General features: G+C 56.9%; 20 protein-coding genes and 1 pseudogene. 14 read left to right on the plus strand and 7 right to left on the minus strand.

Annotated elements, in window-relative coordinates:
- Positions 1 to 201: 201 nt before the first annotated feature.
- Together PSH76_RS09630 and PSH76_RS09635 are read right to left on the minus strand one after the other, a co-directional pair.
- The gene (locus PSH76_RS09630; RefSeq protein ID WP_305493962.1) at positions 202 to 3,408 is read right to left on the minus strand and encodes a transporter substrate-binding domain-containing protein; all 3,207 of its coding nucleotides are present in this window, start codon (positions 3,406 to 3,408) and stop codon (positions 202 to 204) included.
- A 7-nt stretch (positions 3,409 to 3,415) separates the two neighbouring features.
- A complete protein-coding gene (locus PSH76_RS09635; RefSeq protein WP_236446556.1) occupies positions 3,416 to 4,042 on the minus strand; it encodes a response regulator transcription factor in 627 nt (208 codons plus the stop codon).
- A gap of 303 nt (positions 4,043 to 4,345) precedes the next feature.
- On the opposite strand from PSH76_RS09635, the gene PSH76_RS09640 reads away from it, so the two are divergent.
- The 8 genes from PSH76_RS09640 (at position 4,346) to PSH76_RS09675 (ending at position 11,785) form a co-directional block, all read left to right on the plus strand.
- Positions 4,346 to 4,804, plus strand: coding sequence for a hypothetical protein (locus PSH76_RS09640; protein ID WP_305493963.1), 459 nt, complete (start codon positions 4,346 to 4,348; stop codon positions 4,802 to 4,804).
- A gap of 247 nt (positions 4,805 to 5,051) precedes the next feature.
- Positions 5,052 to 5,582: a fimbrial protein gene (locus tag PSH76_RS09645; RefSeq protein WP_305493964.1), complete on the plus strand. Its 531-nt coding sequence runs from the start codon at positions 5,052 to 5,054 to the stop codon at positions 5,580 to 5,582.
- Positions 5,583 to 5,830: 248 nt separating this feature from the next.
- Complete coding sequence (locus PSH76_RS09650) at positions 5,831 to 8,377, plus strand: outer membrane usher protein (RefSeq protein ID WP_305493965.1); 2,547 nt, start codon at positions 5,831 to 5,833, stop codon at positions 8,375 to 8,377.
- 106 nt (positions 8,378 to 8,483) lie between these two features.
- Entirely contained in the window at positions 8,484 to 9,236 is a 753-nt protein-coding gene (locus PSH76_RS09655) for a fimbria/pilus periplasmic chaperone (RefSeq protein WP_305493966.1), read from the plus strand.
- A gap of 102 nt (positions 9,237 to 9,338) precedes the next feature.
- Positions 9,339 to 9,809 (plus strand): fimbrial protein, encoded by a 471-nt coding sequence (locus PSH76_RS09660; protein ID WP_370874660.1) that lies wholly within the window; start codon positions 9,339 to 9,341, stop codon positions 9,807 to 9,809.
- The gene (locus PSH76_RS09665; RefSeq protein WP_305493968.1) at positions 9,806 to 10,309 is read left to right on the plus strand and encodes a fimbrial protein; all 504 of its coding nucleotides are present in this window, start codon (positions 9,806 to 9,808) and stop codon (positions 10,307 to 10,309) included. The genes PSH76_RS09660 and PSH76_RS09665 overlap by 4 nt, the downstream gene beginning before the upstream one ends.
- Positions 10,306 to 10,833 (plus strand): fimbrial protein, encoded by a 528-nt coding sequence (locus PSH76_RS09670; protein WP_305493969.1) that lies wholly within the window; start codon positions 10,306 to 10,308, stop codon positions 10,831 to 10,833. The genes PSH76_RS09665 and PSH76_RS09670 overlap by 4 nt, the downstream gene beginning before the upstream one ends.
- Positions 10,826 to 11,785, plus strand: coding sequence for a reverse transcriptase domain-containing protein (locus tag PSH76_RS09675; protein ID WP_305493970.1), 960 nt, complete (start codon positions 10,826 to 10,828; stop codon positions 11,783 to 11,785). The genes PSH76_RS09670 and PSH76_RS09675 overlap by 8 nt, the downstream gene beginning before the upstream one ends.
- A gap of 1,312 nt (positions 11,786 to 13,097) precedes the next feature.
- Here PSH76_RS09675 and PSH76_RS09680 read toward each other — a convergent pair.
- The 3 genes and pseudogenes from PSH76_RS09680 to PSH76_RS09690 all read right to left on the minus strand — a co-directional run.
- Positions 13,098 to 13,259, minus strand: a pseudogene (locus PSH76_RS09680) (site-specific integrase); the annotation flags it as partial.
- A gap of 226 nt (positions 13,260 to 13,485) precedes the next feature.
- Complete coding sequence (locus PSH76_RS09685; RefSeq protein WP_192001712.1) at positions 13,486 to 13,773, minus strand: type II toxin-antitoxin system RelE/ParE family toxin; 288 nt, start codon at positions 13,771 to 13,773, stop codon at positions 13,486 to 13,488.
- On the minus strand, positions 13,763 to 14,050 hold the full coding sequence (locus tag PSH76_RS09690; protein WP_192001713.1) for a type II toxin-antitoxin system Phd/YefM family antitoxin: 288 nt from the start codon (positions 14,048 to 14,050) through the stop codon (positions 13,763 to 13,765). The genes PSH76_RS09685 and PSH76_RS09690 overlap by 11 nt, the downstream gene beginning before the upstream one ends.
- A gap of 134 nt (positions 14,051 to 14,184) precedes the next feature.
- Here PSH76_RS09690 and PSH76_RS09695 point away from each other — a divergent pair, with 134 nt between their 5' ends.
- Together PSH76_RS09695 and aqpZ are read left to right on the plus strand one after the other, a co-directional pair.
- Entirely contained in the window at positions 14,185 to 14,436 is a 252-nt protein-coding gene (locus tag PSH76_RS09695; RefSeq protein WP_305493971.1) for a hypothetical protein, read from the plus strand.
- Positions 14,437 to 14,668: 232 nt separating this feature from the next.
- On the plus strand, positions 14,669 to 15,361 hold the full coding sequence (gene aqpZ, locus PSH76_RS09700) for an aquaporin Z (protein ID WP_305493972.1): 693 nt from the start codon (positions 14,669 to 14,671) through the stop codon (positions 15,359 to 15,361).
- Positions 15,362 to 15,401: 40 nt separating this feature from the next.
- Here aqpZ and PSH76_RS09705 read toward each other — a convergent pair whose 3' ends face one another.
- Both PSH76_RS09705 and PSH76_RS09710 read right to left on the minus strand, forming a co-directional pair.
- Positions 15,402 to 16,733 (minus strand): LLM class flavin-dependent oxidoreductase, encoded by a 1,332-nt coding sequence (locus PSH76_RS09705; protein ID WP_305493973.1) that lies wholly within the window; start codon positions 16,731 to 16,733, stop codon positions 15,402 to 15,404.
- A gap of 1 nt (position 16,734) precedes the next feature.
- A complete protein-coding gene (locus PSH76_RS09710) occupies positions 16,735 to 18,927 on the minus strand; it encodes a TonB-dependent receptor (RefSeq protein WP_305493974.1) in 2,193 nt (730 codons plus the stop codon).
- Positions 18,928 to 19,126: 199 nt separating this feature from the next.
- On the opposite strand from PSH76_RS09710, the gene PSH76_RS09715 reads away from it, so the two are divergent.
- The 4 genes from PSH76_RS09715 to gspG all read left to right on the plus strand — a co-directional run bounded on the left by PSH76_RS09715 (position 19,127) and on the right by gspG (position 23,716).
- Positions 19,127 to 20,167, plus strand: a complete 1,041-nt coding sequence (locus PSH76_RS09715; protein WP_305493975.1) for a LacI family DNA-binding transcriptional regulator — start codon at positions 19,127 to 19,129, stop codon at positions 20,165 to 20,167.
- 257 nt (positions 20,168 to 20,424) lie between these two features.
- The gene (gspE, locus tag PSH76_RS09720) at positions 20,425 to 22,092 is read left to right on the plus strand and encodes a type II secretion system ATPase GspE (protein ID WP_238344592.1); all 1,668 of its coding nucleotides are present in this window, start codon (positions 20,425 to 20,427) and stop codon (positions 22,090 to 22,092) included.
- On the plus strand, positions 22,089 to 23,285 hold the full coding sequence (gene gspF, locus PSH76_RS09725) for a type II secretion system inner membrane protein GspF (RefSeq protein ID WP_305493976.1): 1,197 nt from the start codon (positions 22,089 to 22,091) through the stop codon (positions 23,283 to 23,285). The genes gspE and gspF overlap by 4 nt, the downstream gene beginning before the upstream one ends.
- Before the next feature lie 20 nt (positions 23,286 to 23,305).
- Positions 23,306 to 23,716, plus strand: coding sequence for a type II secretion system major pseudopilin GspG (gene gspG / locus PSH76_RS09730; RefSeq protein ID WP_032896314.1), 411 nt, complete (start codon positions 23,306 to 23,308; stop codon positions 23,714 to 23,716).
- Positions 23,717 to 23,719 lie beyond the last annotated feature (3 nt).

Consider the following 23,719-nt stretch of genomic DNA (forward strand, 5'->3'; position numbering starts at 1 on the left):
GCCCTAGCTGAGCTTGCTGTCGTTGGTATATGGCGCTCGATATGAGAGCGAGCGGTGAGCTTTTGGGCATTGGAGTGGCCTGAATTTAGATGCCCCAAAGCCTACGTGAACTCACCCTGCTGACCTGAGAGGCTAGCCTGGGTTTAGGCTGAGATTTGTCTGGAGTGGCGTGCAGATATTCCTTGCTCGGCGTTCGAGTAATTAATTCGGGCGCAGTGACTCGTTGATTATCTCCAGTGACTGAATCAGATCTGCGACGCTTTCACCTATATCGGCGGACATAATTCCCTCTGCGCACAATTCTTCTACCTCGACGCATTGCTCCAGCAAGCCTGAGTGGTTCAACAGGTATGCGGTCCCTTTGAGCTTGTGCGCTACGCGCTCCATTTCATTGAGGTCTTCTTTCACCAGTGACTGTTGCAAGATTATGCGTTCGCTATCATTGCTTTCGATCACTTGTTCGACCATGGAAGCGTGGATAGAACTCATTAACGATGGAGAATCATTGAGTTGCTGCTGATCTGCCTCAAGCTTGGGAATCCAGCGGTTAAGGTCGGGCAGTGTGATCGGCTTGGTCAACGCATAGTCCATGCCGGAGGCCAGGCCGCGATCAAGCGCTTCGCGTTGGGCATCGGCAGTTAATCCAATGATGATGCAGGGGCGACAGCCTCGGGATTGCTCCAACCGTCGGATGCTTTGGGTCATTTCGAGACCAGTCATCTGCGGCATGTTGGCGTCGGTGAGCACAATGTCGATTTCATTCTCTTGCCACATCGCCAAGCCTTCCAGGCCATTGCTAGCGGTAAGCACGCTATGACCCAGGTAGGATAGTTGCTGGTACAAAAGGTATTGGCTCGGTAGGTGGTCTTCGACAATCAACACAGTTAACGCCGCATCTCCGCACTTATCTGTAGTCGATCCAGAAACATCGGGCGCTATGTGGCTCTCAGCTTTGACGCAATCAAGGGTTATGCTGAATGTCATCCGAGTGCCGGAATTCATATCGCTCTCGGCTTCCAGATGCCCCCCCATAAAGTTGCTCAGCTCCTTACAAATCGCCAGGCCCAGGCCGGCGCCAGCGTTGGGGTCACTGATCGCATCGGTCGTGATGAAGAAGGGTTTAAATATCTGATCAATCTGAGTCAAGGGAATCCCTACGCCGGTGTCGCTGACGCAGATGATAACGTTTAGAGAGGTGCCGTTCGCGGGCTTCACCTCGCAACGAATATTGATGCCGCCCTGTTCAGTGAACTTGATCGCATTGCTCATTAAGTTGGAGATGATTTGTTTAACCTTTAGCGCGTCAACCCAAACCAGTTCGGTGGCCAATGGGTCTATATCTAGATGCAGTTGCAATCGCTTTTGCCGAGCCAAACCGGAAAATACATTGGTTGTCGTCTCCAGTAGCTCCTTGATACGGGTGGGCTCAGGAGACAGGTTCAGCTTTCCTGACTCTATGCGCGATATGTCCAGAATTTCGCCGATCAGCGCCAGCAAGTGGGTCGATGATTCGTAAGCGATGTGCAGGGACTGAGTGTTGAGCTCGGCGTTATCCTTGCGGATGAGCACCAGTTCCAGCATGCCGATGATGGCATTGAGAGGGGTGCGGATTTCGTGGCTCATGGTGGCAAGGAACACAGATTTGCTGCGGCTGGCCTTATCGGCAGACTCCTTGGCTATCTGCAGTTCATCCAGCAGTAATTGCCGTTGTTCTAGGTCCCGGCGTTTAGCCGCTATGCGGCGGCGTTGAACAACTATCAGCAGGCTGGTTACCAGAAGCAGGGCGCCCAAAACCTCGAAGGATCGCCAGATATAGGAGGCGATACCCTCCCAGTATTTGTCATCGGTTGCAGAGTTGGCACGCCAGCGACCGATGATTTGTAGATTCTTGCGCGGAGGGATTTCAATCATTGCCTTGTTGAAGATCGATATCAGCTCCGATTGGTTTCCAGGGGCGGCGAACACGATCTTCGCATCCTCAACATTGAGGATGCCACCAATTTTCAGGCTGGATTCGTATTTGTAGGAGAGGTAGTAGCGCGCCACGTTGGCCGGCGCTAGAACAAAGTCGGCTGTACCCTCACGGACAAGTTTGAATGCCTCGCCCATGGTTTCGGTGTTCTCGATCCGCACATGGGGATATTGCCGGGCAAGCATCTCCCTCTGCATATAGCCTTTTGCAACGGCGACGGAGGCAGTGCTATGTGGCTCCAGGGGCAACTGATTGTTTTGCCGCATAACGAAAAGGTAGGGGGCGACGGCCATAGACCGGGTAAGCAGATAAGGCACTGAAGAGTTACTGGCGGCTGTGAGGATACCAATGTCTGCTTTGCCGTTGTCCAGCAGCGCACTGACTTCGCTCAGCGATCGGACGCGGATAATGTTGAGGTGGATGTCCGTCTTGCGCCGAATAATGCCCAGCAGATCTGAGGCAATACCATTCAAGCGACCAGTGCTGTTGAAAAAAGCGTAAGGAGCAAGATCCTCACTGATCGCGAGGTTGACTACCCCGGTGTTGTTTATCCAGGTGCGTTCGGCGTTGGTGAGGTGGACGCGAAAATCACCATAGTCACCGCTCTCAAAATCACCCCAAAAATACTGGGCGTCGGTCATTTGGCGGGGCGTGATGCTACCCAATCCGCGCTCGAGAAGACCGGCCAGTAAAGGGTTGTTTGCGGCAATCGCAAAAGCAATGTTGACCCTTGGCAGGCGTGTACTTTGGTTGATTTCAAACTGGACACTGAATAGCTGACTGGATAGATAGTAGGTGGAGAGGGTGTCGCCCAGGTAAGCGTCATTACCGCCAGTTAACACCGAGGCCATCGCGGCAAGCGGCGTCGCATACATACTGAAAGTCCCTTGGCTGCCGTTGGCCTTGTACAACGAGAGAGCAGCCCTGCTGGCTACGGCGATGCGCAAATGGGGATCATTGATGCTGTATTCATGGAGATCTCCCGCGTCAGCGAAGAGGGCAAGCTCCGACTGTCCGTAAGGTGGCGTCAGTTGTATACCGAAATCGCCGGCCTCTTGTGGGGTGGCGTTGGCTACCAGATCTATCTGCCGTTGGCGCAGGGCCTCAAAGGCGGCGGCGGACGTAGCAAACGGGCGCACCTTAATCGCGATCGCAAGTTCTTGCTGCAAAGCTGCCAAGTAGTCCGCTGTGAGTCCTTCAAAGCTCCCATGCTCACTGAAGATTCGGTACGGTGGTAAGGAATCGCTTGTCACGCCGACTATCAGCGTTCGTTTTTGCCCAAGCCAGGCCTGCTCGACATCGTTGGGCTGGACCTTCACGCTATCGAGTTGTTGTCGCGCGATGGGCTGCAGATCGCTCATCTCGGCCCCAGCCACCAGGCAACAAAATACCGTGAGGTAGGCAAGGACGCTGAGTCGGGAGATGGTTGATTTCAAGTCAATCTCAAATGAGGCTGCGCTGCTTGGCAATATCGGCCAGTTCGACCACTGAAGTCACGCTGAGCTTGGTCATAAGGTTGACCTTGTGGCCACTGACCGTTTTGCTGCTGAGGCTGAGTTTAGTTGCGATATCACGGTTGGAGTAACCTTCAGCCAGCAACTTTAGAACCTGTATCTCGCGATCCGTAAGATTCTGCAAGTCACCTACTGCCCCACCTTGAACAGCGCCAGAGAAGATCGGCATGGCGCTCTTAGGAAATAACACGTACCCATCAGCGATGGCTTTGATCGCCTTGATCAGTTGGGTAATGGGTTCGAGCTTACTCACAAAGCCACTCGCCCCAGCGTGAAAGCAACGTGTGGCATAGGTGTCCTTCGTCTGAGACGTGAATACGAGCACCCGGGTATCGAGCTTTTCACGGGAGATTCGCTGCAATACCGTAAGCCCGTCCATTTTTTCAAGGCCTATATCCAGAATCACAATGTCTGGCTGGAGGGACTTGATCATTTGTAAGGCATCAACACCATCGGCAGTCTCGCCTACAGTCTCGTAACCGATTCCGTCGAGAGCGCTGCGGATGGCCGAGCAGATCAACGGATGATCATCGACGATCAGTACTTTTTTGCTCATTAGTCTTGGCTCGCATTTAGGCATGGGTCTGGAAGACAGTTATAGCCACAGCCCTAAGGCCGCAGCCTGAACAAGGCTGGGCTGAGGTTTTGGTTTTTCTGGGCGGCCGTCCCGGGCCTCTCTCTGTCTTAGCCGTTATTATTGCAGGAGGCAGACCTGCTGGAACCAAGATCCATGCTGGCTGCAAGCGAGAATATTCTCGCATGCCAGCAAGGTTTTTCTCTCAAGAGAGTGTCTGGCTTTTCGTAAAAATCAAGACCAATCCACAGAAGAATGAGAAAGATCTCGTATAAAGATTAAACAATGAGCGCTAATTTCCTGGCTTTTTGCTGGGAGCAGGGCGTGCGTAAGGGTAGAAGCCACATGGTGGTGCTGAGCAAAAATTCCGGTTCGCTATTTGGCTATGCGGGAACGCTCAATGAACTGGGGTATTACTCAGTCAGCTTGTGCGTCTGCGTCCAGGAGGTGGCTGACCTGCTGGGGGCAGGCGGGCGTATCGAGTATCTGGTCTACGACGGGTTCGACCTCGGAAAAGATGCCGACCGTCTACAAATGCTTATAAAGCACAATGCGATAAATTCAATCATCGCAGTTGCTGATGTGAACTCCCGGCAGCGTAAGAAAATAATGTTATGGGCGAGAGCTTATCGCGTACCGTTGCGGGGCGTCTTGCAGGCGCCACTTCGTCCAGGCGAGCTGCATGAGTTAATAGAGTTGAGCTCCGTCAATATAGAGCGCTCTAGTTTCGCTTCGGGGCGTTAATGGCTAACAGGGCATGATAGTGCCCTTCGCACCAAACAAGAAAATTCTTGCCTGTCTTCAAGAGGCGTCCTGGATACCTCTCTATTCTTCGTCCCTATACTCATTCCAGCTCAACGATATACCTATATCGGAGCTCGACCGCTTACCAATAATCGGCCCTCTCGGGGAGTTAGCATCTGTTTGTGTGTTTTTAAATAGGTGCATGGTAGCAATTTTTATTTGAGTGCAGTTAAGGATAAGAGTTCACATGAAGTTTAATAAAATCGCTTTGACGGCCGCAGTGATGCTCGCAACTATCTCTGGTGTGCAGGCCGCAGATCAGGGTAATGGTGTGGTTAAGTTCGCCGGCTCTATTGTTGATGCGCCATGCGCTATTAGTAACGATTCTAGTGATCAAACAATTGAGTTGGGTACCATCGCCAATGTGGCGCTTGCTGACGGTGGTAACTCCGCTCCTAAGCCTTTTGAGATTCGTCTCGAAAAATGCAGTCTGGACACCGCAAAAACTGTAAAGACGACCTTTAATGGCGCGGCAGGTGTGGGTGGATTGCTCGCTATTACCGGTGACACTGCCAAGGGTGCGGGTGTTGCGCTAACTGATGGTGACGGTAATTCGATCCAGTTGGGCACTGCAACGACAGGTAAGATTATCAATCCTGGCGATTCCGAAGTTACTCTAGCCTTCAATGCCTCCCTAAAGGGTAACGGTGGTAATGTAAGCACCATCGTTCCGGGCGAATTTACCAGCGTGGCTAACTTCATGTTGAGCTACAACTGATCGGGCTGTAAGTCCGAGGTTGTCATGCATGTGGGTGCATCCCACATGCATTTTTTATGAATAATAATTTGACTAGCTATAGAGGTTGGCAGAGGGCGGCGTTTTCTCGGTAGTCAGCAGAAAGTGCGAGCAGAGGCATTCAGTTAAGCCCTGTGCGGTCGCATGGATGGTGAGCGGGTGAGTGTTGCATCACGCTAGTGGCTAGCATGTTTTGCAGTGTGAATATAAGTGATATGGACTTCTCAAGCGTGACTGTGCCGAAATGGGCACTTGTACCTTTTCGTCCACGCGTATTGGGCGTTTCCATATCTTGTGCACTCAGTGGCGCGGGGTATCAAGCCAGTGCGCAGGAAGTAGAATTCAACATTGATGTTATAGATATTAAAGATCGCGAGAACATTGATTTGGGCCAGTTTTCCCGTGGCGCATACATCATGCCGGGCGATTACACGATGCTCGTGCGAATTAACAGGCAGGAGCTGCCTGAGCAGTCAGTGGTTTTTTACCCCTCAGAGCAGGATGCCAAAGAAAGTGTGGCCTGTCTCAGTCCGACACTGGTTGATCAATTCGGTTTAAAGCCGGATGTCATAAAAAAACTAACGTGGTGGCACCAGGGGCAATGCCTGTTACTGGACGGTCTGCCGGGTGCAAAAGCGCGCGCGGAACTCAGCACTTCCAGCCTGATGGTCAGCGTGCCGCAGGCCTATCTGGAATATGCCTCAGACACGTGGGATCCGCCGGCGCGTTGGGAGGAAGGAATTCCCGGGGTGTTCGTCGACTATTACATGAACGGCCAAAGCCAACGTCAGGAGCATGGCGGTGGAACCTCTTACAACCTGAGCGGCAACGGCACAGTGGGGGGCAACATGGGCGCCTGGCGGCTGCGCGCTGACTGGCAAACGCGGCTGGAACATCGGGGCAATGGTCAGAGAGCAGGCAATAGCTGGGATTGGAGCCGTTACTACGCCTACAGGGCTATTCCTAGCCTTGGGGCGCAATTTTCGCTGGGTGAGAACTTCCTGTATTCCGACATCTTTGACAGCTTTCGCTTTACCGGCGTCAGCCTCGTCACCGATGACAGCATGTTGCCGCCTAACCTTCGGGGTTATGCCCCGGAAGTGGCAGGTGTAGCGCGCACTAATGCCAAAGTGGTGATCAGCCAACAGGGCAGGGTGCTATATGAAACCCAGGTCGCCTCGGGTCCTTTCCGCATTCAAGACATCAATGATGCAGTTTCCGGGCAATTGGATGTGCGGGTAGAGGAGCAAGATGGCGGCGTGCAGTCGTTCACTGTCGAAACCGCCAGCGTTCCCTACCTGACCAGGCCTGGGTCTGTACGTTACAAGGTCAGCAGCGGTCGTCCTTCGGACTTCAGCCATAGCACCGAAGGGCCAATGTTCGTCACCGGTGAGGCTTCATGGGGGGTGAGCAACGGCTGGTCGCTTTATGGCGGCGCTGTTGAAGGCGGTGATTACAAAGCCCTTGCCCTTGGGGTAGGGCGTGACCTGATGACGTTTGGGGCATTGTCATTCGACATTACTCAGTCGCGGGCCCGCCTGCCTCAAATGCAGAAAAACACGCTGAGCGGTAACTCTTACCGACTGCGCTATTCGAAAAACTTTGACGCTTACGACAGCCAGGTGACCTTTGCCGGGTATCGCTTCTCGGAGAAGGACTACATGTCGATGAGCGATTATCTGGATGCTCGTAACTTCGGCACGCGTAACGAAAATAGCAAAGAGTTATACAACGTAAGTTTCAGGCAGAACTTCAGTGACAGCGGGTTCAGTACCTACCTCAACTACGACCACCAGACTTACTGGGACACCAAAGCCAGCGACCGGTACACCTTTACCTTATCCAAGAGCTTCAATATCGGTCAGTTCAGGGCAGTAAGCCTGTCGGCTACGGCGTACCGCAATAAGTACAACGGTTCCAATGACGACGGCATGTACGTCTCGCTCTCAATGCCACTGGGTGGCGGTAGCAGTTCTGTCAGCTACAGCGGCAGCTACGATCGTGATGCAAACAGTCACCAGGTCGGCTACTACGATCGCCTCGAAAATGGCGACAGTTATCAGCTCAACGGCGGCAAAAACAGCGGCGGTTCCACTGCCAGTGCTTTCTACACCCATGACGGAACCCTTGCCCGCGTCAATGCAAACACCAGCTATCAGGAGGGAAGTTATTCCTCGGTCGGTATGTCGCTGCAGGGCGGGGCGACCGCCACCATGAAGGGAGGGGCGATACACCGCTCGAACATGATCGGAGGCACTCGAGTGCTGATCGATACGGACGGGGTCGCGGACATCCCCATCTCGGGATATGGCACACCCATCCGCACTAACCGATTTGGCAAGGCAGTGGTCACCGACGTGAACAGTTATCACCGAAACCGGTTGAGCATTGACGTTAACAAGTTGCCGGAAAATGCCGATGTAGGGCGTTCGGTGACGCAGGCCACGCTGACCGAAGGGGCTATTGGCTATCGGCGGTTTGAAGTGGTTGCCGGAGAGAAAGCAATGGTGGTGATCCGGCTAGTCGATGGTTCAGCCGTACCCTTTGGTGCCACGGTGAAAAACCCAAAGAGTCAGGATGTGGGCATTGTCGGCGACGAAGGCAGCGCCTACCTCAGCGGTATCAACCCCGGCGGGGAAATGAGCGTGCATTGGAATGGTCGGGCGCAGTGTTCGCTGGAGATGCCAGCGCAGATATCCGAGGGCGACATGGCAGAGATGGTGTTGCCATGCAAGCGGTTGCCCAGCAACGACTCTCCACAAAAAGCCTCGGGTTGACCTCTTGTGGCAATACACCTGTACCCCATGTAGCAGGCCAGTGTGACGTTCTCTTCAGCAGCCTGCCTTTGAAGTTTTACAGAATCACAAACAGTGAGTAACAAAGATGAGCACTCAGAGTAATCCTTTTTTTCGCGTCGCTTGCGGCCTGCTGTTAAGCATACTGGGCCTGCAACAGGGGCAGGCGGCCGTAGCGCTGGACCGTACCCGGGCAGTATTTAACGGGGGCGAAAAGTCCATCAGCCTCAGTATCAGCAATGAAAACAAAACCTCGCCTTACCTGGCGCAGGGCTGGGTGGAAGATGAGAAGGGCAATAAGATTACCAGCCCTCTGACTGTTCTCCCTCCCTTGCAGCGTCTGGAACCCGGGGCCAAAAGTCAGATCAAGATACAGGCCCTGCCGGCTGCCAATTTATTAGTACAGGACCGCGAGACGCTGTTCTATTTCAACATGCGTGAAATCCCTCCAAAGAGCGATAAACCCAACACCTTGCAGTTGGCATTGCAGACACGCATCAAGCTGTTTTATCGGCCCAAAGCGCTTGGCGCAACGATAGGGATGGTGCCTTGGGAGGAACAACTGACGCTAAGCAAGCAGGGCGACAAATACCAAGTGAATAACCCGACGCCGTATTACGTGACGATAGTCGACGCTGGCAGTAAACCCGGCAGCGCCGGCGCCGAGGGGTTTGAGCCAATTATGGTGGCGCCCAAGAGTAAAGAAGCGCTGAACCTAGACATATCCGTTTTGGGCCCGACGCCCGTGCTGACCTATGTCAATGACTACGGAGGCCGCCCGCAACTGCAGTTCACGTGCAGCGGTGATAGCTGCAAGGCCAAGCCCGTCAAGCCAAACTGACCACCGTTGCAATGGTGTCATGACTTATATAGGAGCCAAAATACTATGAGTACCGGGAACAGTTTGGCTACCGGAACGTCACGCCGATATGCGCGACATGCCATGTGTGTTGCTCTAGTCGTACTGGGAGCTACCACTCAACCGGTTACGGCGACTTCATCGAGTACCATCAATGTGACGGTGATCCTCACTGCTGAGCCGTGCAAGGTAAATAACAATAATATGATTGAAGTTAACTTCGGCAACGACGTGCAGACCAAACTCGTAGACGGCAGCTACAAAAAAATGCAGGTGCCTTACACGGTGCAGTGCCCTGCAGGTTCTCCCGGTGCGATGAGTATCCGGATAGAAGGCATGGGGGCGTCGTTTGACAGCGATGTATTGACGACCAGTATCAGCAATTTCGGCATTGCTCTATTAGCTGATGGGGCCCGGTTGCCGATCAACAGCTCCAAGGATTTCACCTATCCGAATTGGCCACGGATTTACGCAGTGCCGGTCAAACGTTCCGGCGCCACACTTAATGGCGGAGCCTTCACCGCCGGGGGGATCATGAAGGTGGAGTACCGATGAACAAGTACAGAGTGATGAAGCTTTATGCAAGCTTGGTACTGTTACTGGTAAGTGGCATCGAGAACGCCTCGGGCTGGGAGTCAAATAACCTGATACTCCGCGGCACCCTGATTGAGCCACCGCCTTGTACTATCAACGACGGCGGCCAGGTGGATGTGAATTTTGGTAACCGGGTGGGTGTAAAAAAGGTGGATGGTGTGAACTATCAGCAAGTGATGAATTATCAAATCACCTGCGACCCAACTGCCAATACCTGGGACATGACGCTGGAAATTATTGGTACCCCTGCGGATTACGACACCGCTGCTGTGACCAGTGACGTTGCTGACTTGGCGATCCAGATCAAGCAAAACGGCGTACCTTTTGAATTGAATAAGCCGATCCCCATCCGGCTCACAACCCCGCCTATTCTGTCGGCTGTGCCGGTCAAACGAGCGGGCGCAACGCTTATGGAGGGTCCGTTTGAAGCGACTGCTACTCTGCGGGCGGTGTACCAATGAGCTCGCGCAATAGGTATCTGTTTGCGCTGCTACTGGCGTTGATGCTGAACGAGACGGCACAGGCTGAGAATGTTCGGCTACACGGTGCCCTAGTCGCAGAACCTTGCGTGATTGCGCCAGGGGCCGAGAGCGTGACACTGGACTTTGGCACGCTGACAGACAAAGACCTGTATACGCACCAGCGCACCCGCGGCCAGCCGTTTGATATTCGCCTGATGGAGTGCGATGCGGGCCTGGGTAAAACGGTCAAGGTGACCTTCAGCGGCATTGAAAACCCGCGTCTGACCGGTTTTCTGGCGATTGATGGTGGCGCTCAGACGAAGGGTATTGCTCTAGGCATGGAAACCCTGGGCGGCCAGAAACTGCCACTGAATAAGCCAGGTGAAGGCGTCCGGTTGGTTAACGGAAGCAACACCCTGACGATGCTGGCATTTGTACAGGGCGAACCGGCGGCAATAGCCAACAAGACCATTGAACGCGGGCCATTCAGCGCCATCGCAACCTTTAGTCTGGAATATGAGTAAGGCTGAAAGTGATTGGTTGGCGGCGTATATCTGGCTGGGCAAACGACGCCGACATGCACCTCCAAATGCGGACGTGTGGCACTTGCGCTTTCATTGGCTGCAGCAAGGTGAGGCCTTGTATCGACAGGTGTGTCGCGGTAACTATCGCCTGCAGCCGATGCAGGTACATCAACGCAGCGATCGTCGCTGGGTACAGTGGTGCGCTCAAGACGCCCTGGTGCTGAAATGGGTTGCACTGCAGGTGGAAAACCGGTTGCCGATGCATGAGCGCTGCGCTCATATCAAAGGGCGGGGTGGGGGAAAACAGTCGGTGAGTGAGGTTTGGAGAGCACTAGCTTCGAGGCGATTTCCGTTCGTCTATCGCACGGATATTCGGGGTTATTACCGCCATATCCGTAAAGAGCAATTGCTCAGTCTTGCGCGACAGCACATTGAGGACCCAGTACTCAACGACCTTGTCGAGCAGTACGTGTATTACTGCGTCGAGGACGGCGGGGATATCTTCACGCCTACTCATGGGATATGTCGGGGTTGTGCGCTCAGTCCGTTGATGGGGGCCGCGCTGCTGTACCACGTGGATTGCCATTTTGCTCTTCTTGAGGGCATCTTTTATGCACGTTACATGGACGATTTTGTGCTGCTCACACGCACGCGTTGGCAACTGCGACGCTGCGTAAAACAACTGCATGAGTTTTTTAACCTGGGTGGCTTTGAAGCGCATCCGGACAAAACTCAACTGGGGAGGATTGAGCATGGTTTCGACTGGCTGGGCGTATGGTTCACGCCCGCAGGGACCTCCATTGCGCCTCGCGCGTTAGAAAACCATTGTGCACAACGGTTGCGGCTTTACGAGCAAGCCCGACGAAGGGGACTGTCAGCGACAGAAACCGCCGTGCGGGTGCAAGCGTATGAGGCACGGTGGAACATTTGGGCAATGCAGATGCTGGGATGATTTATCCGCCCGCGTTGGCGTAAGTTCCATACGGCCCTCAAAGGAAGGGATGACGACCCAAACCGCACCGATCGGGATGTGTATACGTACCGCCGGAAAAAAATGAAAAAAAAGGACTCACCATGAATGTAAAACTACGATCCTACGCCGCCACACTAGTACTCGTACTCTCGGTAGGCGCCATACAGACCGGGGTGGGGGCGACACTGTACGTGTCCGAACGGACCGAAGGGGGGGTTCGCTACGCGATCATCACGGACCTGATCGTAACACCACAAGAATTCCGGAGAGCGGACTTTGGTTCATCGTCACCCGCCTACTCCGCCATCGACATGGGGTCCGGGCAACAATGGGCAACTTGCTGGGCCGACGGGTACTCCCCACGCCCCCTGTGCGGCGCCCCCCTAAACCCACCGTGCTCTACGGCGTACGAAGCCGCCGCTACCGCGAGGGGGTTCATAGGGAAAACGATCGACCTCACCCCGCTTCTAGGGCTGCCAATGAGAGTATGGGGGACCAAATGCAAAACTAACGGGAGCGTGCTCTTTTCGTTCGCGTCTTCTAATATCGTAAGCGTGCCTCTACCCGTATCTTGCACAAGTACCACCACTGAAATACGGATGCAGGGGCAGGTAGGGACAAAATTGAAGGACTCAGCTGACGTGTCCATCCACTGCGATTCAGAGGCCTCTCTCAAGCTAACAATCCCCAGCGGCGGGTTGGTGAAGGTAGGTGGAGTGGGCGAGGTCCAACTGAAGTTCCAAGCAAGCGGGAAGGACGTGCTCAACGTAACCGGGACCGACCCACGTGTACGCATTGATGGCGAACTAACCAAGTCGCCAACCATCGCTGGGACATACAAGGGATCTACGGTGTTACTCCTCGACGTATTGTGAATGCCTCGATCGAGGACGTAAAGAATGCTGCTTCCGGTCACACCCAAAGTTTTATTTCAATGAAAATATTAGTGATGTTCTAGTCCATAAATACGGTGTGTTTTACGAATCGTGAGCAATTTGGGGTTTGTGATGGGTGGAGGTGATGGAGGGGAGCGCTGCCTCGATCTTACGTGCGCAAAACCACCGCTGCGAGCCACGTATTTCCGTTTGCATAAGCACAAAAAAGAGCGTGTTTTGCGGAGTCTTAAATGGTGTATATTCTATTTAAATCAATGCTTTACGAAACTTGTGTCCCCTGCATGGGGTGCTAGGGGTCGAGTGTTCGAATCACTCCGTCCCGACCATATTTTTCAATGACTTAGCCGAACTCTAACCCGTTCGGCTTTTTCATGCGTAGGGACTTTTGCGGGGAATCATCCCGACTTCCTCCTCAAGAGGGTCAGCGGTGGCCCGCGAGAGTCAGATGCTGACACTTTGTTCGCAGCCTCAATCAGATGCTGCAGCTCCGGCGTAGAATAGTGGCTGGTGATGCTGCCGTTCTTGTGGCCCAAAAAAGCCTTGCGGTTCTCCTCGGTTGTCCGCCGCTCTCATTCACACCTTCTTTACTAGCTCAAAAAAGGCAAAATTTTGAAGGTGAAACTGCGCAGGGTTCAATCCTTGGCCGGTGAGCAGTTCAAGGCCGAGTACACCGTCATTAAGATCCTTGAGCACCGAAAGGCGATAGATCGGTTACCAATAAGTTTCCAGCGCAACCTGGCTTGAAGACAAAGCCCGCTAGCGAGCCGTCCTCCTCGCATGTATCTACCGTTTCGCTGCCTGCTCGTAGACTGAGCTGCGTTCGCGTTTTCCGACGGCCAGAACCAAGATGACAATCCGCTCATCCTCAACGCGGTATACAAGCCGATAGCCGGCGCCACGCAATTTGATCTTGTAACAATCTTTCATACCGTGAAGCGCATCACTTGGCACTCGCGGTCCGGCCTGCCGCTCCTGAAGCTTTTTCAGAAACTGGAGACGTAGCGTGCCGTCGAGTTTTCGCAGTTCTTTGAGCGCCTTCGGATCCCATTCAACCTCGTAATCAGCGCCCATTGGCTATATCTGCCTCCGCCTCGCCAATCAGATCGTCGAGAGATACTCGAACGGGTGTTTCGTTGGCGTCGAGCCGAGCCTTGACCAAGTGAATCAGTTCCAGCTCGTCCAAGCGCTCTACCATCGCTTCGTAGACATTTGCCGGAACCATGTAGCCCATAACGCGGTTGTGGTTCAGTACCGCCACGGGCTGGCCATTGGCGCCGCTCAAGACGGATGATGGGTTTTTCTTGAGTTCGGAAACGCTCACCGCCACGTCAGCCAGAATATTTTGCATAGATAGGACTCCTATATAGGTCTTAATTCTGGTCTTTTTTGTTATGGGGTGGCAAGTGTTCCCCTAAAGTTCAGAGCATGCTCGCATTTACAGAGCTTGATCGCTGAACTATCGAGGCCGGTGCAAACTGGCATATGATTGCCAGCAGCTCATTGAGCTACTGGCTGAGGCAGATCGTCATGCGTAAAACCAACATCGAAGACTCCAGCCTACTGGCGGATTTCTTCAATAAAGCCTCATATGACACCAAGCGTGAGGTTTTCCGGGAGGTGCTTCACAAGGCAAGCGCTTCCCAGCGTGAGGTGGTTGCGCGCGCGGCAAAAATCAAAGGCTCACTCTCCGGTGGTGACTCTGTCAGGAATCAAACGTCTGACGCCAAGTTTTGAGTAACCCTTAAAAGCCCGGCCGAACGCCGGGCTTTGTGCATCTGGCGCTAGGCTTTTAGCGTTAGCCTTCTCCAGCAGGAAGCTATGCCCTCACGCAGAACCAGGTCCGACTCGCCAACGAGCTGAATCACACATTTCCTGAGTAAAATGCGCCAAGGAAATTTCCCACATCCAACGTCGGTACCCCGTTGTTACGCTCCGACTCTTTGACCTTACTTCAAGGAGTTCCCTCATGACAAAACGTCTAGCCGCCGAGTTCTTCGGCACATTCTGGCTGGTCCTGGGTGGTTGCGGCAGTGCTGTTCTGGCTGCCGCCTTCCCTGAGCTGGGCATCGGCTTTGTAGGCGTGGCCTTGGCATTTGGCTTAACCGTATTAACCATCGCCTACGCCGTCGGCCACATTTCCGGCGGTCATTTCAATCCGGCGGTCACTCTGGGTTTGCTCGCCGCGGGGCGTATTGATGGCAAGGACGTGGTGCCCTACATCCTCACTCAGGTTCTGGGTGCGATTGCAGCGGCCGGGGTGTTGTACCTGATCGCCAGCGGCAAGGCCGGGTTTGATGTGTCGGCGGGTTTTGCCACCAATGGTTATGGCGAGCACTCTCCGGGTGGCTTCTCGTTTCTGTCAGTGGTGGTCACCGAGTTTGTACTCACGGCGTTTTTCCTGCTGATCATCCTGGGTGTTACCGATAAAAAGGCGCCGGCCGGTTTTGCGCCGCTGGCCATCGGGTTTGCGCTGGTCTTGATTCACCTGATCAGTATTCCGGTGAGCAATACATCGGTTAACCCGGCGCGCAGTACGGGCGTGGCACTGTTTCAAGGCGATTGGGCGATGGCCCAGTTGTGGGTGTTCTGGGTGGTGCCTTTGCTCGGTGGCGTGTTTGGTGGGCTCGTGCACCGGTTCGTGTTGGCGACAAAACAGTAATCGCTCAGGCCACCTTTGCTCGGCGCGCGGACCATGTTCTTCATAATTGAGCCGTCTTGTAACGGCTGACCGGGCGCGCCAACCCGAGGTTTTCACGCAGTGTAGTGCCGGTGTATTCGTTGCGAAACAGGCCGCGCCGCTGCAGTTCGGGAACCACCCAGCGGGCAAAATCCTCCAGCCCTCCCGGCAGGTGCGGTACCAATATATTGAAGCCATCCGCCGCACCTTCTTCAAACCAGCGCTGCAGCTCATCGGCGATCTGCAGCGGCGTGCCGATCACACTGTAATGACCGCGTCCACCGGCAATGCGTCTGCCCAGTTGCGCCAGCGTCAGTTGTTCGCGTTGGGCCAGTTCACTCAGCAGTTGCTGGCGGCTGCGCTGTCCGCTGTCGGTCAAGGGCAGCTCGGGCAGCGGCCCGTCCAGCGGGTAGCCGGACAGGTCGAAATTACCCAGCATGCGCCCCAGCAACGCCACACCCACCTCGGGTTCGACCAACGCCTGGAACGCTTCGAATTTGGCCTGGGCCAAGGCTTCGGTTTGCCCCACCACCACAAACACGCCCGGCATGATTTTCAGCGCGTCGGCCTCGCGCCCGTATTGGCCCAGGCGAGCTTTGAGGTCACTGTAGAAGGCCTGCGCGTCGGCCAATGAGGTCTGCGCGGTAAACACCACTTCGGCGGTCTGCGCGGCCAGTTCACGGCCGGTTTCCGAGGAGCCGGCCTGCACGATCACCGGCTGGCCCTGGGGCGAGCGCGCCACGTTCAGGGGGCCTTTGACCTGGAAGTGTTCGCCCACATGGTCCAGTACATGGCGTTTACTTGGCTCGTAATAGCGCCCGCTGGCCTTGTCGCGTACGAAGGCGTCGTCGTCCCAGCTGTCCCACAGCCCCGTCACTACCTGATGAAATTCCCGTGCGCGGCTGTAGCGTTCGGCATGCCCCAGGTGTTCGTCGCGACCGAAATTCAGCGCCTCGGCCGCGTTGTCCGAGGTCACCAGGTTCCAGCCTGCGCGGCCGCCGGAGAGGTGATCCAGGGAGGCGAATTTGCGCGCCACGTGGTACGGCTCGTTATAGCTGGTGGTGGCGGTGGCGATCAGGCCGATATGCTCGGTCACGGCACTGAGGGCCGAGAGCAGGGTGAGCGGCTCGAAATGATCCGAGCGCGCCATGTGGCTGGCGACCTCGCCGGTGGCGGCGGCAATGCTGTCGGCCACGAACAGGGCGTCGAACTTCGCCGCTTCCGCCATCTGTGCCAAATGCTTGTAGTGGGCGAAGTCCAGGCCAGCGTTCGCCGGTACGTCGGGGTGGCGCCAGGCGGCCACGTGGTGCCCGGTAGCCATTAGGAAGGCGCCGAGTTTGAGTTGACGGCTCATGCTAGAAATCCTTGCGCAGTTGCACGCCGAAGTAACGCTCATCGTCACGAGGCACGGCGCGGTAGATGTAATTGCCGCCGCTGGCCAGCAGGGGGGAGTAGGATTTGTCGGCGAGGTTCTTCGCCAATAGCGCCACGCGCCAGCCGTTGGTGTAGTCAGCCAGGGCCACGCTGGCGTTCCAGATGCCGTAGGCGCCTTGTTTGGTGTCCAGGTTCTGGCTGATGTCGTACTGCACTTCGCTCTGCCAGCTGTAGTCAGTGCCCAGTTCGATATCCAGGCCGTTATCCAAGGGGATGCTGTAGTCGGCGCGCACGTAGCTTTTCCAGTCCGGGCTGAAGGGCAGTGGCTTGCCATTGACGTTGCAGGTCGCCGCCGCGCCCGGCGGGCACGCGAACTGATCGATGCGCGCCCGGGTGTAGGCCAGGGCACCGGAAAGCTTGAGTTGCTGGGTGGCTTGCAGGGCGTAATCGAGCTCGACGCCTTCGGTGCTGACGGTGCCGGCGTTAATCAGGCGCGTCACGACTTGGCCGGCGACGGTGTCGAAAAAGTTGGCCTGGTAGTTGTCGTAGTCACTGTGGAACACCGCCAGGTTGGTGGTCAGGCGGTTGTTCCAGGCCGTGGCCTTGATTCCGGCTTCCCAGGTATTGGAGGTCTCTGGCTTGAGCGCGTCGGTGTCGCGCGGCTGCATGTTGAAGAACACGTTATAGGCCGGGCCTTTGTAGCCACGCGAGTAGGTGAGGTAGCTGGTCACGGTGTCGCTGATGTCGTACTGCACACCCAGGCGACCGGACCAACCATCCTCGTCTACCGAACCAGAACTCGACGTCGCCGGTTGAATGCCGCTGACGGTAGTGGCAGAGCTGGACACGCGGCGATGGTCGTACTTCAAGTCGTCATGGGTGTAACGCAACCCGGCGATGCCGCGAAAGCGCGAGGTGAAGTTGAGCGTGGTCTCGCCGAACGCCGCGTAGCTGTCGCTGGTGGTGCTGTAGTCGGCAATGCCTCGATCGACCCGCGTCGTGGTGGTGAGGGTGCGCTGATAGGTTTCTTCATCCTTGCCATGCATGTAGAACAGGCCGCCGACGTACTCCAGAAACTCACCTTTGGGCGATGCCAGGCGCAGCTCCTGGGAGTACTGGTCGAACGCCAGGTCGCCTTTGTCGGCGGTACCGGGGAACGCCGCGGTGACCGTGCCCAGGCGGTCGCCATCCTGATATTGAGTGTTGTCCCAGCCACGCCAGGCGGTGATCGAGGTCAACGTATAGTCGCCCAGGTTCCAGTCCAACTGCGCCGACAAACCCTTGTTGGTATCTTCCACATGGCTGCGGGTATCGGTGTTGATATCGCGGTTGTCACTTGAGGCGCGCACCGGCCTCAAGGCATTGCTGAACGCCGGGCTCAGGGATTTGCTGACCACGCCATTGGGCGCGTCATCGTGGGATTGCATGTAGTCGGCGATCAGGGTCAGTGTCACGTCATCGTTGGGTGTGAATTCCAGCTTGCCGCGAATGCCCTTGTGGTTGTAGCCGTTGACCTCTTGACCGTTGTGGCGGTTGTCGACGTTACCGTCGTAGCTGCCGAACAAGGTGCTGACCGAACCCTTGAGCACCTCCGGCACCAGGCTGCCGCCGATGCCGAAGCGCGTGCGGCTTTCATTACCGCTGTAGAACGACTGGTCGATAAAGCCGTGGGTCTGGGCGGTCGGCGCCTTACTGGTGATATTCAGCACACCGGCCGACGCGTTCTTGCCAAACAGCGTGCCTTGCGGGCCACGCAGCACTTCGATGCGCTCCAAATCCAACAGGTCGAGTGTGGCCTGGCCGGGGCGTGCATAGACCACGCCATCGATCACCGTAGCCACCGTTGGCTCAACGCCCGGCGAGGTTGAAATGGTGCCCACGCCGCGCACGAACAATGAGGTGTCCTTGTTCGAAGCGCCGGTGCGAAAGTTCAGCGATGGCACCTGCTGCGCGATGCTCGCCACCCCGTTGCGATTGTCACGCTCCAGTTGCTCGCCATCGAGCACCGAGACGGCCACCGGGACTTTTTGCAGCGATTCTTTGCGGCGGGTGGCGGTGACTGTCACGGATTGAAGCGTGGGTTCCTGTTGGTCAGCCGCAACAGCGCCGCAGACGGGCAGGGCGCAGAGGCCAGCCAGAAGCAACAATTGGGTGTGCCGTGGAAAGTTATGCATGCTGTGCCCGCTCGAAAAAATACCCTGGTCCGCTGCGGTTCTGCGACCGTCAGCGCCTATGAAAATGTCTTGGGCATTCGCTCGAGCGAGTAGCAGACAGTGCGCTTTGTTAGCGCTAACATCTGGATTATTGAAGGCGACCGTTTAGAGCGTCAAATACTAAAAAATTAGTTTTATATTCCTTTTTGAGGATTGTGCCGTGGACGAACACAAACCGCGCAAGCGCCGGGGCGCCGGCCGCGTCACCCTCAACACCGTGGCGCGCCAGGCCGGGGTGTCGGCCATTACCGTGTCGCGTTACTTCAACCAACCTGAACAGGTTTCGCCCGAGCGCCGTGAACGTATCGCCGAGGTAGTTGCGCAGTTGGGGTATGTGCCGAATCTGGTGGCCGGTGGATTGGCCTCCGCGCGAGGCAAAATCGTTGCGATGGTGATTCCGAATATCTCGGGGCCGATTTTTGCCAATACGCTGCAGGGCTTCAGCGACACTCTCAGTCGTCACGGCTACCAGCTGTTGCTGGCCTCCAGCTATTTCAGCGTCGAGCAGGAAGAAAGCGCGGTGCGTGCCTTTCTCGGTTGGTCGCCGGCAGCGCTGGTGCTGACCAGCCGCTTTCACAGCCCTGGCACCGAGAAGATGATCGCCGAGGCAGATATACCGATCGTCGAAACCTGGGACTACGTGCCGGAACGCGCGCCGTTGCAAGTGGGTTTTTCCCATTATGAAGTGGGCGTCAGCGCCGCGCGCTACTTGCACGGCAAGGGCTATCGGCGCATCGCCTTCGTACAGAACAGCGCAGTAGGCGACTTCAGCGCGTTGGAGCGCCGCGATGGGTTTACCGCGACCCTCGCCGAGCTGGGTGTGCAGCCCTGGGTCTTTGTGCCGGACGCCGACCGCGCCCCCTTCGACGCCGGCAAGCAGGCCATGGAAGCGCTGATGGGGCAGGCGGTCTCGCCCGACGCAATTTTCTTCGCCAATGACAACCTCGCCGCCGGCGGTTTGCTGGCCGCTCAACGCGCCGGGCTTAGCATCCCCCAGGACTGCGCCATATTGGGATTTGGCGACTACCCGTTTGCCCCCATGTTGCTGCCCAGCCTCAGCACTCTACAGCCACCCGCGTTGAAGATCGGGGTACTCGCTGCCACACGCGTCCTGCAAAGTCTGGGCGTATTAGCCACCGATGAGGAAGTTAAGCGCTTGAATCTTTTGCACTGTCAGTTAATTGAAAGAGAGAGCACCTGAACAGCCCTTCGTTATGGCTAAGTGCAACTAGTGGCTATTGGCTGCTAACGCTCTAAATCAGTGCATTTGGCAATGTTTTGTATTTAATTACCCCCTCATCCGGAACTAGGGCTATAACTTCCAGTCGATACACCCGGCTAACGCCTGCCTGGGCTATGGCGAACTAATGGCATTGTTCGGTAGTTCTAAATAGCCATACTTTTCGCAACGTTAGATATTCCTCAATGATGTCGTCAGCGCCCATCGATGCTTGCAAAATGCAGATCCCGCACACCGACCAAGTGTGCGCGTGGTTGATGCAGCACGCCGGGCTCAAAACCGCTGATCTGGAACGCGCCCAGCGTTTATCCACTGAGCCTGGCGACCTGCTCGGTTTACTCACGCGCCTGGGCTTGGTGTCCGAAGTCGAGTTGGCTCGCGCCTGGGCCGATTTGCTGGACGCCCCCTTGCTGTTGGCCGACGCCGCGCCGCCGTTGCTTGACCCGCTTCCCGTGCTCACCGAGCGCTTCATGCGTCACTACCAGGTTGTGCCCATGGGGTGGCATCAGGGCGGGTTGCGCGTAATGGCCGCCAACCCCGCGCAGTTATACCCGTTCCAGACCCTGGCGTATGCCTGTGAGGTGCCGGTGTGGCTGGCCATCGGTTCGCGGACTGAAGTCGACACACTCATCGAGCGCTATTACGGCCAGGGCCGTTCCGCCATGGGCAGCCTGATCGAAAACCTTGATGAGCAGGGCGGCGCCCTGGAGGACATCGAACACCTCAAGGACATGGCCTCCGAAGCGCCAGTGATTCGCCTGGTCAACCTGATCTTGCAGCGCGCGGTGGAACAGCGCGCTTCGGATATCCATATCGAACCCTTCGAAAACCAACTCAAGGTGCGCTACCGCATCGACGGCGTGCTGCACGACGCTGAAGCGCCGCCTGCCAGTTCGTCGGCGGCGGTGATCTCGCGGGTGAAGATCATGGCGCGCCTGGACATTGCCGAACGGCGCCTGCCCCAGGACGGGCGCATCATGCTGCGCATCCAGGGCAAGGCGCTGGATCTGCGGGTGTCCACGGTGCCCACCAGCTTTGGCGAGTCGGTGGTGATGCGCCTGTTGGACCGGCAAACCGTGCAGTTCGACTTCCCCAGCCTGGGCTTCGATGGCCCACGCCTGGCGGCCTTTCTGGACCTGTTGGCGCGGCCCCACGGCATCCTGTTGGTCACCGGGCCTACGGGCTCGGGCAAAACCACCACGCTCTATACCGCGTTGTCGCAGCTCAACACCGCCGAGCGCAAGATCATCACCGTGGAAGACCCGGTGGAATACCAGCTTGAAGGCATCAACCAGATCCAGGTCAAGCCGGCCATCGGCCTGGACTTTGCCGGAGCGCTGCGCGCCATCGTGCGCCAGGACCCGGACGTGATCATGATCGGCGAAATCCGCGACCTGGAAACCTGCCGTATCGCCGTGCAGTCCTCCCTCACGGGTCACTTGGTGCTCTCGACCCTGCACACCAACAGCGCCGCAGCGAGCATCACGCGCTTGCTGGACATGGGCGTGGAAAGCTACCTGATTGCCTCCACGGTCAGCGGTATCCTCGCCCAGCGCCTGGTGCGGCGCCTGGACCCTGCCACGCGCGTGGCCTTCCAGGCCCCGCCGGAATTGATCCAGGAGCACGGCCTGGATCGCCTGACCGAGCAGCGCCCGATCCTGCTTTACCGCGGCGATTATCACGGTCGCAGCGCCCTCACTGAATTGTTGGTAATGAACGATGAGTTGCGGGGCCTGCTGATGGGCCGCGCCGACGCCGCCAGCCTCGAACACGCCGCCCGCCGTGCCGGTTTGCGCACCTTGTATGAAGACGGTTTGCGCCAGGCCCTGGCCGGTGTCACGTCCCTGGAAGAAGTGTTGCGCGTCACCCGTGGAGATGAGGTGTGAGCCTATTCAAGTTCCGTGCGTTGGACAGCCAGGGCGTGGCCCAGAGCGGCACGCTGCAAGCCATTGACCAGGCGGCCGCTGTCGCCGTCTTGCATCAGCGTGGCTGGTTGCTGCTGCACATCGAAACGGCCAGCAGCCCCTTGTTGCGCCAGGCACGCGGGCAGTTGAAGGGCGCAGCGCTGGTGAGTTTCACCCAGCAATTGGCCACGTTATTGGGCGCCGGCCAGCCCCTCGAACGCGCTTTAAACCTGTTGCTCAAGCAAGCCCGCCATCCTCAGGTGCGGGCCTTGATCGAGCGCATCCGCGATCTGGTCAAGGCCGGCAAACCGCTGTCGGCGGCGCTGGAGGAGGAGGGCGGCACGTTTTCCCCGCTGTACCTGAGCATGGTGCGCGCCGGTGAAGCCGGCGGAGCGTTGGAGGGCACCCTGCGCCAGCTCAGCGACTACCTGGAGCGCAGCCAGTTACTGCGCGGCGAGGTGATCAATGCGCTGATCTACCCGGCGTTCCTGGTGGTGGGTGTACTGGGTTCCCTGGCGTTGTTACTGGCTTATGTGGTGCCGCAATTCGTGCCGATTTTCCAGGACCTGGGCGTACCGATTCCATTGATCACCCAGGTGATCCTGGCGCTCGGCGAGTTCCTCGGCGCCTATGGCCTGGTGGTGCTGGCCGGGTTGTCGATCAGTGGATGGGTCCTGGCGGCGCGCCTGCGCGACCCCCTGCGTCGTGAGCGTTACGACCGTCACCTGCTGGGCATCCGCGTGATCGGCCCGCTGTTGCAACGGGTGCAAGCCGCCCGCCTGGCCCGCACCCTCGGCACGTTGCTCAGCAATGGCGTGGCGCTGCTGCCCGCGCTGGTGATCGCCCGGCAGGTTTGCAGCAACCGTGCGCTCCAGGCGCAAGTGGCGCTGGCGGCGCAACGGGTCAAGGGCGGCGGCACCCTGGCCGATGCGTTCGGTCGCCAGCCGCTGCTACCTGAGTTGGCACTGCACATGATCGAAGTCGGTGAACAGGCCGGTGAACTGGACAGCATGCTGCTCAAGGTCGCCGACATCTTCGACGTCGAGGCCAAGCGCGCCATCGAACGCTTGCTCGCGGCAATGGTGCCGACCCTCACCGTGGTCATGGCGGTACTGGTGGCAGTGATCATGCTCGCGATCATGCTGCCGCTGATGAGCCTCACCAGCCATATATGAACTTTCAAGGAGCAGAACCGATGAAAACCCGACACCGCCAAGGCGGCTTCACCCTCTTGGAAATGCTGGCGGTGATCGTGCTGCTGGGCATTGTCGCGACCATTGTGGTGCGCCAGGTCGGTGGCAATGTGGACAAGGGCAAGTACGGCGCGGGCAAGGCGCAACTGGCCAGTTTGAGCATGAAGATCGACAGCTACGCCCTGGACGTGGGCGCGCCGCCCATCAACCTGCAACAGCTGCTCGACAAGCCAGCCAGTGCATCCAACTGGGCCGGCCCCTACGCCAAACCTTCGGAGTTGAAAGACCCGTTCGGCCATGGGTTCGGCTATCGCTTCCCCGGTGAGCACGGCGCCTTCGACCTGATCTTCTACGGCCAGGACGGCCAACCCGGCGGCGAGGGCTACAGTGCCGACCTGGGCAACTGGGAATAACCC

The sequence above is a fragment of the Pseudomonas sp. FP215 genome (assembly GCF_030687795.1).
GTDB classification, from domain to species: Bacteria; Pseudomonadota; Gammaproteobacteria; order Pseudomonadales; family Pseudomonadaceae; genus Aquipseudomonas; species Aquipseudomonas salmasensis.

Coding starts and splice junctions, on each gene's coding strand:
- PSH76_RS09660 (WP_370874660.1), top strand. CDS start 9,339: ATGTGTGTTGCTCTAGTCGTACTGGGAGCTACCACTCAACCGGTTACG.
- PSH76_RS09640 (WP_305493963.1), top strand. CDS start 4,346: ATGAGCGCTAATTTCCTGGCTTTTTGCTGGGAGCAGGGCGTGCGTAAG.
- PSH76_RS09655 (WP_305493966.1), top strand. CDS start 8,484: ATGAGCACTCAGAGTAATCCTTTTTTTCGCGTCGCTTGCGGCCTGCTG.
- PSH76_RS09645 (WP_305493964.1), top strand. CDS start 5,052: ATGAAGTTTAATAAAATCGCTTTGACGGCCGCAGTGATGCTCGCAACT.
- gspE (WP_238344592.1), top strand. CDS start 20,425: ATGCAGATCCCGCACACCGACCAAGTGTGCGCGTGGTTGATGCAGCAC.
- PSH76_RS09670 (WP_305493969.1), top strand. CDS start 10,306: ATGAGCTCGCGCAATAGGTATCTGTTTGCGCTGCTACTGGCGTTGATG.
- PSH76_RS09710 (WP_305493974.1), bottom strand. CDS start 18,927: ATGCATAACTTTCCACGGCACACCCAATTGTTGCTTCTGGCTGGCCTC.
- PSH76_RS09665 (WP_305493968.1), top strand. CDS start 9,806: ATGAACAAGTACAGAGTGATGAAGCTTTATGCAAGCTTGGTACTGTTA.
- PSH76_RS09675 (WP_305493970.1), top strand. CDS start 10,826: ATGAGTAAGGCTGAAAGTGATTGGTTGGCGGCGTATATCTGGCTGGGC.
- PSH76_RS09690 (WP_192001713.1), bottom strand. CDS start 14,050: ATGCAAAATATTCTGGCTGACGTGGCGGTGAGCGTTTCCGAACTCAAG.
- PSH76_RS09705 (WP_305493973.1), bottom strand. CDS start 16,733: ATGAGCCGTCAACTCAAACTCGGCGCCTTCCTAATGGCTACCGGGCAC.
- PSH76_RS09685 (WP_192001712.1), bottom strand. CDS start 13,773: ATGGGCGCTGATTACGAGGTTGAATGGGATCCGAAGGCGCTCAAAGAA.
- PSH76_RS09695 (WP_305493971.1), top strand. CDS start 14,185: ATGATTGCCAGCAGCTCATTGAGCTACTGGCTGAGGCAGATCGTCATG.
- PSH76_RS09635 (WP_236446556.1), bottom strand. CDS start 4,042: ATGAGCAAAAAAGTACTGATCGTCGATGATCATCCGTTGATCTGCTCG.
- aqpZ (WP_305493972.1), top strand. CDS start 14,669: ATGACAAAACGTCTAGCCGCCGAGTTCTTCGGCACATTCTGGCTGGTC.
- gspG (WP_032896314.1), top strand. CDS start 23,306: ATGAAAACCCGACACCGCCAAGGCGGCTTCACCCTCTTGGAAATGCTG.